We start from the raw sequence: 12,486 nt of genomic DNA on the forward strand, positions 1-12,486 counted from the left end.
CCCCCGCTACGGCCACGACCGCTCCTACGCTGCCGCCGTGAGCCCCCTCGACCGCTACAACGGTGACGTCCTCAGCGCGGGCTGGAACGCCCCGCGCAAGCCGGTCAGCGAATCGCTGACCCTCGAGCGCGACCTCGTGGTCGAGGACGCGACGAGCGGCTTCTGCGGCGCGGTCCTGCGCTGGGAGAACGGCCTCGTCCTGCTCGAGGACCGCCGCGGCAAGGTCCGCGCCTTCGAGGTCGGCCCGGGCTTCCTCGTGGACGGCAAGCCCGTCTCCCTCCAGGTCCCGGTGCGCGCCGCGGCCAGGACGGCGAGGCGGACCGCGTCGGGTTCGGTCGCCACGCCGGGTGGGGACAAGGCCAGGGTCGCGCTGCCCAGCCGGATCTACGTCGAGGGCCGCCACGACGCCGAGCTCGTCGAACGCATCTGGGGCGACGACCTGCGCCACGTCGGTGTGGTCGTGGAGTTCCTCGGCGGGATCGACGACCTCGCCGCGGTGGTCGAGGAGTTCGCCCCGGGCCCGGGCCGCCGCCTCGGCGTCCTCGCCGACCACCTCGTCCCCGGCAGCAAGGAGACGCGCATCGCCCAGGCCGTCGAGCGCGGCCGGTACGGCGCCCACGTCCGCGTGCTCGGCCACCCGTACGTCGACGTCTGGCAGGCCGTGAAGCCCGAGCGCGTCGGCCTCAAGCGCTGGCCGGACATCCCCCGCGACGTCGAGTGGAAGGCCGGGATCTGCGAGATCCTCAGGCTGCCCCACGCCGACCAGGCCGACATCGCGCGGGCCTGGCAGGCCATCCTCGGGCGGGTGCGCAACTGGTCCGACATCGAGCGACCGCTGCTCACCTGCGTGGAGGAGCTCATCGACTTCGTCACCGCCGGCCACGTGCCCACCGACACCTGAGACCGACGGCCGGCCGGTGGCCGGGCATTGCTCCGGGCTGGGAATCACCGCGTCGAGGTCGGTCGCGGAGGTTCCCCACGGCTGGCCCCCACCACCCCCGCGGGCTGCCAGGCTGCCGCCACCGGCCCTGCGGGGTCGGCGCGTGACCCGTCCCGGGCGTCCCTCCCGCCCGGGACGGAACCTCGACCCCGGCGTCCCGACGCCGGGCGGGCCTCAGACGACGGGGCTGGGCACCAGCCGTTGCGCGGGTGGCATCCGGCGACGGGCGACGCCGCTGCTGCGCCAGCTGACGGCGTACGCGAGCGTGTGCTCGACCCGCTCCTGCAGCACGTCGATGCCGGCGCCGGTGGAGCTCAGCAGGGCGAGGTGGGTGACGTCGAGCGGTTCGGGACGGCGCCGGAGCTCCTCGGTGAGGGCGGTGCTGCGCCGCAGCTGCTGGAGGTCGTCGTAGACCGACTGGCCCACGCCGGGGTGCCGCACCTCGAGCCACGCGCCCGGGTTGACGCGGGACGCGCGGGCGACGGCGCCGACGACGGACCCGCCGGCCGACGGCGTGAGGGTCGAGGACACCTCGACGTCGAAGGCCGCCACCTCGGAGCTGGTGTTGGTCAGCGCGAACACCCCGGGCTCGATCCACTGCAGCTGCCAGTCGACGTCGCCGGACCGCTCACCCCCGGCTGCCGCCGTCTCCAGCACGAGCCGGGTGACCGCGTGCACCCGGACGAGGGCGACGACCGCGACGACGAGGGCGGTCGACGCCACCACGAGCGTCACGAGCAGCAACTGCTCCCCCCTCCCGGGTCCTGGACCGGCCTCCGCGGTCCTGCGTCCCACCCGCTGCGCGGACGGTCCCGTACGACGCAGGGGTCAGGCGGGACGGACGCTCGGGGGTTCATCCGGTCCCGCCTGACGACCTCCAGGTAACCGCATTTATTCGGGCACTAACAGAACCTGGGCTGTCACATGCCGGTCATGTCCCCAAGCGGACAGGACCGGGCGGGAGGAACCAGGGCGTCGGCAGGGCGGAGCAGGCGGACCCGTCCGGCCGGACCGTCCGCAGACCCTCGTGGGGTCGTCCCCGGAGCACGTCAGGACCGGGGTGCGCTCACCCCGGCCCTGACTGGGTGCCCTCGGACCCCCCGACAGCATCCGACCCGTGCATAACCCGTCGGCCGGTTGCCCAAACCGCTGCCTGGGTACGAGTTCACGCCCCTGGACGCCGGCTCAGGCGGCGACGAGCAGCCCTCGTCGGGCTGACGTCAGGAGGGCGCCGAGCTCCGTGGCGGTGCGCGGGGCCGCGAAGGCGGGGGTCCCGACGGCGAATCCGGCGCCGCGGGCGAGGGGCCCGGCGTCGACGGCGTCGAAGCCCAGGCTCTCGACCAGGTCCGCCACCCGGCGCGCGGCGGCGCGGTCGTCGCCGGCGACCGCGAGGGCACGCCGGGGCGACGCGCCGTGGAGCGGCTCGTCGTCGAGGTCGTGGTAGCCGATGTGGTTGAACGCCTTGACGACGTGGGCGCCGGGGAGGTCGCGCTGCACGCGCAGGCTGCTGTCCTCGGCCGCGGTGCCCGCCCCGGAGGCGGGACCCGTCGTCCAGTCGTTCATCGCGTCGACGACCACGTGGCTGGCGAGCAGGGTCGGGTCGAGGCGGCGGTGCTCCCCCAGCGGCAGGGCCAGGACGACGAGGTCGGCGCCCTGCAGGGCGACCTCGACCGAGGACGCGCGCGCCCCGGGGACGGTGCGCGCGACGCGCTCGCGGAAGGCCGTCCCGTCCGTGCGCCCGGCCACCGAGACGGTGTGCCCGGCCGCCAGCGCGCGACGCGCCAGCGCCCCGCCCAGCTTGCCCGCTCCGATGACGGCGACGACGGCCACGAGTCCTCCTGCAGCTCGACCGACCCACCCGGGCCGGTTCGTTGAGCAGTCAACTACATGGAGGGCCCTCGTGTTCCCGATTCCGGCCGCTGGTGCCCGTCAGCCCTCGAGGACGGCGAGCAGCGCCCGGACGCGCGGGCTCCTGAAGACGTCCTCGAGGCGGACGGGCCGGCCGTCGGCGTCGGTCAGGGGGACGCGCCAGTTCGGGTACTCGTCCGTCGTGCCCGGCTGGTTCTGAGCGCGCCGGTCGCCGACCGCATCGGTCAGGGCCAAGTTGAGCAGCCGCGACGGCGTGAGCGTCAGGTAGCGGTGCAGCGCCTGCACGGTCTCCTCCACGTCCGCCCCGTCGGCCAGCACCCCGTGCGCGCGGAGCGTGTCGAGCCACGCCCCCCGCTCGGCCTCGTCGAGGGCCAGCTCCTCCTCGAAGGGCCGGGTGAGCACGCCGAGCCGCTCGCGCAGGCGCACGTGGTCGCCGGCCAGGTAGGCCGTCGTCGGCGGCAGGTCGTGCGTGGTGACCGAGGCCAGGCAGTACTCGCGCCACAGCTCGGGGGCGAGCGGGCTCCCGTCGCCGTCGAAGTCGAACTCGAACCACAGGATCGAGGTCCCGAGGATGCCGCGGCTGCGCAGGTCGTCGCGGACCCAGGGCTCGACCGTGCCGAGGTCCTCCCCCACCACCAGCGCCTCGGCCCGGTGCGCCTCCAGCGCGAGGATGCCGACCATGGCCTCGTGGTCGAGGCGGACGTAGGTCCCGGCCTTGGGCCCGAGCCCCTGCGGGATCCACCAGAGCCGGAAGAGCCCGATCACGTGGTCGACGCGGATGCCGCCCGCGTGACGCAGGATCGTCGACACCATGGCCCGCCACGGCTCGTACGCCGCCTCGGCGAGCCGGTCGGGGCGCCAGGGCGGCTGGCTCCAGTCCTGGCCGTGCTGGTTGTACGGGTCCGGCGGCGCGCCGACGGTGATGCCGCGCGCGTACGTGTCCTGCAGGCTCCACGCGTCGGCGCCGCGCGGGTTCACGCCGACGGCGAGGTCGTGCATCACGCCGAGCCGCATGCCCGCGCGCAGGGCCGCCGCCTGGGTGCCGTCGAGCTGCTCGTCGAGCGCCCACTGCAGCCAGCACTCGAAGGCGACCTCGTCCTCGTGCTCGCGCGCCCAGGCCAGCACCGCCGGCGAGCCCGGGTGCCGCAGGGCCTCCGGCCAGGTCGGCCAGTCCGGCCCGAGGCCGACGGCGAGCGCGGACCAGGTGGCGAAGTCCTGCAGGCCACTGCCCTCGCGCGCGCGGTAGGCGGCGAAGGCGGCCTCGCGACCCGCTGTCCGCGGCACCGCGAACAGCGCCTGCAGCGCGGCCCGCTTGGCCGTCCAGGCCGCGTCTCGGTCGATGGCGTCGACGCCCTCCAGGCGTGCGGCGAGGTCCGCGCGCAGCCGGGCGACCTCGGCCCGGACCGCGTCGGGCGCGGTGGCGTGCTCGGGGATGCGCTCGACGCGGAGGTAGAGCGGGTTGGCGAAGCGCCGCGAGGTCGGCAGGTAGGGCGAGGGCTCCAGCGGCGGGACCGGCTCGGCGGCGTGCAGCGGGTTGACCAGGACGTGGTCGGCGCCGCTCGTCGCGGCCGACCAGACGGCCAGGTCCTCGAGGTCGACGAGGTCGCCGACGCCCCACGACTGCTCGGAGGTCACGCTGTAGAGCTGCGTCGCGACGCCCCAGGTGCGCCGCTCCCCCACCGAGGCGGGGAAGCCGAGCCAGGCCGGCGTGACGACCAGCCGCGCGGACGCCTCGTGCAGCTGCCCCGCGGCGTCGGTGCTGCTCGCGCGGAGCGTGTGGTAGCCGAGCGGCAGCGCGTCGGGGAGCTCGAACGTCGCCTCGCCCACCGGGCCGCCGCCGGGGTACGGGCCGTCGAGGTGCCGGGCCGGGGTCCAGTTCTCGAGCTGGCGGAGGTGCTCCCAGACGCCGCCGGTCTCGAGGTCGATCCACACCCTCAGGCCGTCGCCGTCGCGCAGGTGCACGTCGACCCGGCCCGTGCGCCCCGCCCGCAGCGCGACGAAGGGCGGCAGCATCCGCGTCCACGGCTCCTGCTCGCGCGCCTCGAGCGCCGCGTGGGCCGCCTCCGGCGTGCTCGCGTCGACGTCGAGCGCGGCGAGCACCGCCTCGACCGTCTCGCGGGCCACCACGACGTGGCGGCCCTGCCAGTCCCAGTACTCGGTGGCGATGCCGTACGCGTCGGCGAGGGCTCTCAGGGCCGGGTCGAGGTCGGGCACGGCCGCCATGCTCCCAGACCGCACCGTCACGCTCCGGGACGTCCGGCAGACTCCTGGGCCGTGGGGCAGGCCGTGAGTCGCGCGGTGCTGGGAGCGTGGCTGCTGAAGGGCAACCCGGCCGTCTGGGACGTGCGCCGCTTCCTCGCCGAGGGGCACTCGATGATTACGTCGTGGTCGGTGCGGCCCGGCTACCGCAGCGCGCTGATACGCCGGGGCGACCGCGTCGTCTTCTGGCTGTCGGGGCCCGGCACCGGCGGGCTGCCGCGCGGCGTCTGGGGTCTCGGCCACGTGGTCGGGCCCGCCGAGCCCTGGACCGACGGCGACCGCGGCTGGTGGCTCGACGACGCGGCGCGTCACGCGCTGCGCGCCCGGGTCGAGGTGCACGTCCCGCTGCTCGACGACCCGCTGCCCGTCGCCGAGCTCCGCGCCGCCGGCGTCACCGACCTCGAGGTGCAGCGCGTCCCCCAGGGGTCGAACCCCTCCTGGGTGTCCCGTGACCAGCTCGCCGCGCTCGAGCCCCTGCTGCCGCCCTGGCCGTCACCGCCGCGCTGAGCCGGGCGGGCGGGTCAGCCGAGGGTGCGGGCCTCGCGGTTGGCCGAGCGGGAGCCGAAGAGGTCCCCGGTCCGCAGCCGCGCGGCGCCGAGGTTCTCCAGCGCGGTCCGCAGCCGGGCGTTGTACGCCCCCGGGTCCGCTGAAGCCCGGGGACGCAGCAGCTCGACCACCCGCTCGGCCGCCGCCCGGGTCTCGCGCCGACCACCGGACGACCGGGCCGCGGCGTACGCGGCCTCGGCCTGGTCCAGCTCGTCGGGCTCGGGTTCGGAGGGTTCGGGTGCGGGCGGCCCTTCGACGGGCTCAGGGGTCGTGGTCGGCTCGGGGGTCGTGGCCTGCTCCGGCTCGGCGGTCGGGGTCGGCTCCGGCGCGGGAGGCCCTTCGACAGGCTCAGGGATCGTGGGCGGCTCAGGGACCGTGGTCGGCTCGGGCGCTGACGGCGCTGCGACGACCTCCGGGGTCGGGGCCTGCTCGAGGGCGGCGTCGGCCGCGTCCAGCGAACCGCGCTCGGCGAGCAGGCGGTCGCGCTCGGGCTCCTCGGCGGCGTCGAGCTCGGCGAGCCGGGCGTCGATCTCGTCGCGGCGCACGCCGCGGGCGGCGCGCTCGCGCTCGTCGACCTCGGCCTGGTGCTGGCGCAGGCGCTCCTCGCGGCGGCGCTTGCGCTCGGCCTGGTCGGCCTCCTCCGCGGCGCGCCGGGCGGTCTCCTCGCGCTCGCGCTCCTCGGCCTCGGCGCTCGCGCGGGCGGCGGCCGCCGCACGGGCGGCCTCCTGCTCACGGGCCGCCTCCGCCACCTGGGCCTCGGCCTCGCGACGGACCTCGTCGGCGCGCTGCGCCTCCTGGCGCTGGGCCTCGGCGCGCTCCTGCTCGAGCCAGGTCGGGGTCGCGGCGACCACGCCGTCGGCCTGCCCGAGGGGTGCGCCGTACGCGCGGTCGGACCCGAGGGGCGACCACGAGACCGCCGAGCTGCCGCGGCCCACGACGCCGCGGGCCCGGTCGGGCGACACCTCGACGCCGTCGAGCGCGGCGCGGGCGGCCTCCTCGAGGCCCTCGGCGCGGAGCAGCTCGGCGAGCGCGGCGGACGCGACGCCCCGCACGGTGGGACCGGCCGCCTCGCCCTCGCCGGCCAGGAGCCCGCGCAGCGGACCGGCGGGGGCAGGGTGCCCGGCGGCGAGCGAGGCCCGGGCGAGGACCGCGGCGGCCAGCAGCCGCGGGCCCGACGGGACCGCGCGGTCGGCCGCGGCCGACTCGGCCTCGGCGGCGACGCCGTACGCCTCCTCCGCCCGGTCCGCGGCCAGCAGGTCGGAGGCGAGGTCGGTCAGCGCGGACACCAGCGCCGGGCGCAGGGCCTCGACCCGCGCGACCAGGCTGCGGAGGCGGTCGACGAGCAGCCGCCGGTTGGCGAGCGCGAGGTCGCGCTCCCCCAGCGCGCCGAGGCGGTCGGCGAGGTCGCGGTAGAGCGCCGGGAGCGGTTCGGAGAGCCGTTCGGCCAGGGCCGGCGCGAGCCGTCCGGGCTCGTCGAGGCGCTCGCCGCCCGCGCGCTCGTACGCCTCCTTGGCGCTGTGCAGGAAGCCGAGCGACTGCTCGGCCCGCCCGCCGGCCCAGCGGGCGTCGGAGGCGAGCCGCTCGAGGTCCACCATCACGAACCCGGGGTCGTCACCGGGGCGCGGCACGGCCAGGGCCGCGTCCGCGTACGCGTTGGCCAGGGCGGCGTCGCCCTCGGCGAGCGCCACCCGCCCGGCGACGAGGAGGGCCCGCCGGCCGGTGCCGGCGTCGAGCTCGACGACGGTGCCGGCCTCGGCGACCTGTCCCCGCAGCCCGTCCCAGGAGGCGAGCGTCGCGCCGGCGGGCTCCACCAGCCCGATCCCCGCCTGCAGCGCGGCGAGCTGCACCAGGGCCGTGCCGCAGCGGACGACGTCGGGCGCGCTGCTGTAGGGACCCACCGGGCCGCTGGCCAGCAGGTGCTCGGCGGAGCGCTTGACCGCCTCCTGCGCCTCGGCGCCGGCCGCGGCGTACGCGTGCCCGTCGAGGCGGTGCGCGACCAGCGCGTTCAGGGCGTCGACGAGCTCGGGCAGCCGGGCGGCGTCGGTGCTGAGCCAGCCGCGCAGCCGCTGGACCGCCGAGGCGAGGGCCTTGCCCTGCGCGGCGTACGGGTCCTTGGTCTGCGGGCTCTTCGGCTTGGCTGCGGGCATCGTCCGCCTAGTCCACCACGTCGGCGCGCCGGGGCGAATCTCCCGCGTCCCGACCGTGGACCGGGACGGCGATGCAGGACGATGCTGGCGTGCGCGTCGTCCTGCTCTCCGACACCCACGCCCCGCGGTTCTGGAAGGGGCTGCCCCCGGCCGTCGCCGCGCACCTCGGCGGGGCCGACCTGGTCCTGCACGCGGGCGACGTCTGCGTCCCGGGCGTGCTCGACGAGCTGGCGGCCTTCGCGCCGGTGAAGGCGGTGCTCGGCAACAACGACGGGCCGGAGGTCGCGGCCTGGGGCGCGCCCGAGACGCTGGAGCTCGAGCTCGAGGGGCTGCGGGTCGCGATGGTCCACGACGCCGGGGCGAAGCAGGGGCGGGTCGCCCGGATGCACCGACGCTTCCCCGACGCGGACCTGGTCGTCTTCGGCCACTCCCACATCCCGCTCGACGAGGCGCAGCCCTTTCCTGACGGCACCCGGCTGCGGATCCTCAACCCGGGCTCGCCGACCGACAAGCGCCGACAGCCGCACCGCACGCTCGGCCTCCTGGACGTCGCGGACGGGCAGGTCGGCGCCTACGAGCTCGTCACGCTGCCGTGAGGGCTCAGCGCTGCTCGGTGCGCACCGCGGGCAGGTAGAGCGCCGCGCCCAGGGCGCTGAATGCGCCCGCCACGACCGTCGCCACCCCGGTGCTCGTCGCGGCGGCCAGCGGACCGAGGACCAGGACGCCGAGTGAGTAGCAGCCGCCGGAGACCATCGAGTTGATCGACAGGACGGTGGCCCGGTTGCCCGCGCTCGCCCGGCGGTGCAGGAGGGTCGCGTGGACGGGGTTGTTGGCGCCGTGGAGCGTGTACGCGGCGAGGTAGGCCACGACCAGCCCGACCGGGCCCGTCGCCAGGCCCATGACGACGACGAGCAGCCCGCAGGCGAGCCGGGCACCGACGGCGGTCCAGGCGACGCCGAGGCGACGCCCGACGAGCCCGGCCGCGCCGGCACCGACCGCGTACAGGCCCCAGGCGCCGGCCGCCGCCGGACCGAGGACGACGGCGGCCCGCTCCACGCCGCCGAGCTGCTCGGCGAGCCGCGCGGGCATCAGCGTCTCGAAGCCGATCATGCCCACGCCCCAGAAGACCTCGACCAGCACGACGCAACGCAGCACCCGGTCGGCCCGCAGGAGCCGTACGCCGTCCACCACCAGCCGCGGCGCCTGCCGGGTCGAGGCGAGCAGCGCGGCCCCCCGTGCGCGCTCGCGGTGGGGCGCCTCGGTCACGAGCACCGCGGTGAGCACCAGGTGGACGAGCATGCCCGCGAGCGCGGCGCCGAAGGGCAGCAGGAGCGCGCTCGAGCCGGCGACGGGGTGCCAGGCGACCAGCCCGGCCGAGACCAGCGCACCGACGGCGATGGCGGCCCCGAGGACGGTGCCCGCGCGGCTCAGCGCGCGCTCGACCGGGGTGGACGGGTCGTCGGCCAGGGCGGTGTCGACGAACCACGCCTCGAGCGGTCCGGAGTCCAGGGCCCGGTAGACCCCCTGCAGGGCGAGCGCGACCACGAAGACCCAGGCCTGCTGGGCCAGCACGAGGACGAGGGTCGAGGCGACGCCGAGCACGCCGGCGAGGAGCAGCACCGGACGGCGCCCGACCGCGTCGGCCAGCCCCCCGCTGGGCAGCTCGAGCGCCAGCACGACGAACCCCTGCGTGGCGACCATCGCCCCGACGTCGGCCAGGGACAGGCCCCGCTGCAGCGGCAGCAGCACGGTGAGCCCGAAGACCAGCCCCGTGGGCAGCCACCGGGTGCAGGTGAGCAGCAGCAGCCGACGCTCGGCCGTCCGCGCGGTGGTCACGAGCCGGGCGCCCGGTCCACGTCCACGGGATGGGTGAGCAGCGAGACCTTCACCTGGCGGGCGTCCGGGTCGTCGCTCGGGGCCGCCCGGTAGCGCTCGGTCACCGCCCGCAGCTCCTCGGTGAGGGCGCGGAGCCGGGCCGGCGTCACCGTGACGACGGTGTCGTTCAGCCCGGTCGCGTCGGCCCACTCGGCGGGCCAGTCGCCGACGGCGTCGAGCCACGCCTCCGCACCGGTCGCGACCTGGCGGACGTACGAGCGCTCGAGCCAGTCGAGGGCGACCTCGGCGTCCTCGTCGTCGGCGAAGGTGCTGCGGTGCCAGCCGTGCGCGACGGTGGTCGCGCGCCACAGCCGCCGCTTGCCCTCGCCCTCTCCCGTGTCCGTCACGAGGCCCACGGCCTCGAGCCGACGCAGGTGGTAGCTGGTGGCCCCGGTGTTCGTGCTCAGCGCGCTCGCCAGGTCCGTGGCCGTCGCCGGACCGGTCACCCGCAGCCGCGACAGCAGCCGGGAGCGCAGCGGGTGGGCCAGGACGCGTACGGCGGTCGCGTCGAGCCAGGCGGTGTTCTCGTCGGAAGGCACAGGAGGACCGTACTCGTGCAGAACTTCTCTGCACAAGTTTTGTGCAGAAGTCTTCTGCACGAGCGCCGGACCGCGCTCCTCAGTGCCGTCGTCAGGCGCGGCGGCCGGTGACCTCCTCCCCGACGGCGGCGGGCAGCCGGACGGCGTCGACGAGCGGCACCAGCAGCACCACCGCGAGGACGACGAAGGCGGTGCGGTAGGCCAGCAGCCCGTCGGCGTCGAACCCCGAGCCCGACCCCAGGGCCTGCCCGACGCGCAGCAGCAGCGCTCCCCCGGCGACCCCGAGGGCACCGGCGACCTGCTGCACCGTCGCCGACAGCACGTTGGCGCCGCGGAGGCGCTCGGGGTCCACGTCGGCGAACTGGAGCGAGTTGTACGCGCTGAAGCCGACCGAGCGCAGCGCGCCGCTCAGCACCAGGGCGCCGGCGAGGACGGGCACCGGCGTCGACGGGCCGACCAGGGCGAGCCCGAGCAGCACGAGCGCCCCGCCGGCGATGCTCCAGACCAGCACCGCGCGGAAGCCGAAGCAGCGCAGCAGCGGTGTCGTGAGCGGCTTGACCCCGACGTTGCCCACGAACAGCGCCATGAGCAGCAGGCCGGCCCGGGCGGCCGACCAGCCGAGGCCGACCTGGAGCAGCAGCGGGACGACGAACGGCACGGCGCTGATCACGGCGCGGTAGACCGAGCCCTCCACGTTCGCGGCGCGGAAGCTCCGCACCCCCAGCCCGTCGAGGTCGAGGAGCGGGTCCGGCGCACGCCGCAACCAGCGGACGGCAGCCACGCCCAGCAGCCCACCGACCCCGAGCAGCAGGACGCCGAGGAGCGGGGACGACCCCGGCCGGAGGAGCTCGAGGCCCACCAGCACGCTCACGAGCACGGCCGTCGTCAACGCCAGCCCGCGGCGGTCGAGGCGCGCGGGGAGCGGTTCGGTGGTCCGCGGCACCAGCCGGACGGCCGCCACGCAGGCGACGACGCCGAGGGGGACGTTGACGAGGAAGATCCAGTGCCACGAGGCCACCGTCACCACCCAGCCGCCGAGCGAGGGCGCGACGACGGGCGCCAGGAGCGCGGGCCAGGTGAGGTAGGCGATCGTCGGCAGCAGGTCCTCCTTGGGCGTCGACCGCAGGACCACGAGCCGGCCGACCGGCACCATCAACGCACCGCCGCCGCCCTGCAGGACGCGGTCCAGGACCATCACGGGCAGGCTCGTGCTCGCCGCGCACAGGGCGGAGGCGACCGTGAAGAGCACGATCCCGAGCAGCAGGACCCGCCGGCTGCCCCAGCGGGCGGCCAGCCAGCCGCTGACCGGGATGCCGGCCGCGAGGGCGACGAGGTAGGCCGTCACCGCCAGGTTCACGTCGACGGGCGCCACGCCGAAGTCGGCGGCGATCGCTGGCGCTGCCGTGGCGAGGACGGTGCCGTCGAGGATCTCCATGAAGAAGGTGCCGGCGACGAGCAGCGCGAGCGGACGGTTCAGGACCCGACTCCCGACCGGCGTACGCCGGCGCTCGTCCGCGCCGCACCGACGCGGGCCACGTCGCGTCCGCGGAGTCGTCGCACGCCAGCATCGTGTCCCCTTCTGCACCCACCGCCCGGTGCCGTCCATGCGATTGCTTGGCAGACCAAAAACATTGGGCTAGCCTAGAGAAGTGCCACGACGGGAAGCAGGACTCCGCGACCGCAAGAAGGCGGAGACGCGCGAGCGGCTCGCGGACGTGGCGGCGGCCCTCTTCGCCGACCGCGGCTACGACGCGGTCTCGGTGCTCGACGTGGCCCGCGCGGCCGACGTCTCCGACCAGACCGTCTACAACTACTTCCCGGCCAAGCACGACCTCGTGCTCGACCGCGCCGAGGAGATCCGGCTCCGCTACGACCGGCTCGTCCGTGACCGGGCGCCGGGCGCCAGCCCCGCCGAGGTGGTGCGGGCCCTCGTGCACGAGGACGTCGACCGGCTGCGGACCGAGGACCGCGCGCTGGCCCGCGGCGAGTTCGCCGCGCTCTGCCTCGGCAGCCCGGTGCTGCGGCGCTACGCGCTGGAGTTCCGCGAGCGGCAGACGGCCACGGTGGCGGCCGCCGTCGTCGACACCACCGCGGGGGTCGAGGCGCTGGTCGCCCACGCGCACGCGGCCGCGCTCGTCGCCGTTGTCCAGTGGGTCACCGACCAGGTCGGCCGGGCGGTGCTCGACGACCTGCCCTTCGACCCGGTCGGAGGCACCACGAGGCGCAGCGCCGACCTCGCTCTCGACGACCTCGACCGGCACTTCCGCACCCTCGGCGCCCCCTGAGCACGTAGCGCCCCGCAAGACCACCC

At 76.3% G+C, this 12,486-nt stretch carries 11 protein-coding genes; 4 read left to right on the plus strand and 7 right to left on the minus strand.

What is annotated here, in order from left to right; genetic code table 11:
* Window positions 1-37: 37 nt before the first annotated feature.
* Complete coding sequence (locus tag BLU42_RS10800; protein ID WP_091074433.1) at window positions 38-901, plus strand: DUF3097 domain-containing protein; 864 nt, start codon at window positions 38-40, stop codon at window positions 899-901.
* A 213-nt stretch (window positions 902-1,114) separates the two neighbouring features.
* On the opposite strand, the gene BLU42_RS10805 is transcribed toward BLU42_RS10800, so the two are convergent.
* From BLU42_RS10805 to malQ, 3 genes are all read right to left on the minus strand, one after another.
* Window positions 1,115-1,684 (minus strand): hypothetical protein, encoded by a 570-nt coding sequence (locus BLU42_RS10805; protein ID WP_091074434.1) that lies wholly within the window; start codon window positions 1,682-1,684, stop codon window positions 1,115-1,117.
* Window positions 1,685-2,125: 441 nt separating this feature from the next.
* Window positions 2,126-2,770: an NADPH-dependent F420 reductase gene (locus tag BLU42_RS20870; protein ID WP_172825783.1), complete on the minus strand. Its 645-nt coding sequence runs from the start codon at window positions 2,768-2,770 to the stop codon at window positions 2,126-2,128.
* Window positions 2,771-2,869: 99 nt separating this feature from the next.
* A complete protein-coding gene (malQ, locus tag BLU42_RS10815; protein ID WP_172825784.1) occupies window positions 2,870-5,032 on the minus strand; it encodes a 4-alpha-glucanotransferase in 2,163 nt (720 codons plus the stop codon).
* A 51-nt stretch (window positions 5,033-5,083) separates the two neighbouring features.
* Between malQ and BLU42_RS10820 the strand changes: the two genes are divergently transcribed.
* On the plus strand, window positions 5,084-5,575 hold the full coding sequence (locus BLU42_RS10820) for an EVE domain-containing protein (RefSeq protein ID WP_091074436.1): 492 nt from the start codon (window positions 5,084-5,086) through the stop codon (window positions 5,573-5,575).
* A gap of 14 nt (window positions 5,576-5,589) precedes the next feature.
* On the opposite strand, the gene BLU42_RS10825 is transcribed toward BLU42_RS10820, so the two are convergent.
* Window positions 5,590-7,761 carry a hypothetical protein gene (locus BLU42_RS10825; RefSeq protein WP_091074437.1) on the minus strand — a complete coding sequence of 724 codons (2,172 nt, stop codon included), beginning with the start codon at window positions 7,759-7,761 and terminating at the stop codon, window positions 5,590-5,592.
* A gap of 89 nt (window positions 7,762-7,850) precedes the next feature.
* Here BLU42_RS10825 and BLU42_RS10830 point away from each other — a divergent pair, with 89 nt between their 5' ends.
* Window positions 7,851-8,357, plus strand: a complete 507-nt coding sequence (locus BLU42_RS10830) for a metallophosphoesterase family protein (protein ID WP_091074438.1) — start codon at window positions 7,851-7,853, stop codon at window positions 8,355-8,357.
* 4 nt (window positions 8,358-8,361) lie between these two features.
* Here the strand turns inward: BLU42_RS10830 and BLU42_RS10835 are convergent, their stop codons facing one another.
* The 3 genes from BLU42_RS10835 to BLU42_RS10845 all read right to left on the minus strand — a co-directional run bounded on the left by BLU42_RS10835 (window position 8,362) and on the right by BLU42_RS10845 (window position 11,610).
* Window positions 8,362-9,597: an MFS transporter gene (locus BLU42_RS10835; protein ID WP_091074439.1), complete on the minus strand. Its 1,236-nt coding sequence runs from the start codon at window positions 9,595-9,597 to the stop codon at window positions 8,362-8,364.
* Entirely contained in the window at window positions 9,594-10,175 is a 582-nt protein-coding gene (locus tag BLU42_RS10840; protein WP_091074440.1) for an ArsR/SmtB family transcription factor, read from the minus strand. The genes BLU42_RS10835 and BLU42_RS10840 overlap by 4 nt, the downstream gene beginning before the upstream one ends.
* Before the next feature lie 91 nt (window positions 10,176-10,266).
* Window positions 10,267-11,610, minus strand: coding sequence for an MFS transporter (locus tag BLU42_RS10845; RefSeq protein WP_231918097.1), 1,344 nt, complete (start codon window positions 11,608-11,610; stop codon window positions 10,267-10,269).
* A gap of 214 nt (window positions 11,611-11,824) precedes the next feature.
* Between BLU42_RS10845 and BLU42_RS10850 the strand changes: the two genes are divergently transcribed.
* On the plus strand, window positions 11,825-12,460 hold the full coding sequence (locus tag BLU42_RS10850) for a TetR/AcrR family transcriptional regulator (protein ID WP_091074442.1): 636 nt from the start codon (window positions 11,825-11,827) through the stop codon (window positions 12,458-12,460).
* Window positions 12,461-12,486 lie beyond the last annotated feature (26 nt).

It is taken from the genome of Microlunatus sagamiharensis (assembly GCF_900105785.1).
Lineage (GTDB): Bacteria > Actinomycetota > Actinomycetes > Propionibacteriales > Propionibacteriaceae > Microlunatus > Microlunatus sagamiharensis.

Bases quoted from the DNA above. Each gene is read 5' to 3' on its own strand.
- malQ (WP_172825784.1), bottom strand. From the start codon at position 5,032: ATGGCGGCCGTGCCCGACCTCGACCCGGCCCTGAGAGCCCTCGCCGAC.
- BLU42_RS10825 (WP_091074437.1), bottom strand. From the start codon at position 7,761: ATGCCCGCAGCCAAGCCGAAGAGCCCGCAGACCAAGGACCCGTACGCC.
- BLU42_RS10845 (WP_231918097.1), bottom strand. From the start codon at position 11,610: ATGGAGATCCTCGACGGCACCGTCCTCGCCACGGCAGCGCCAGCGATC.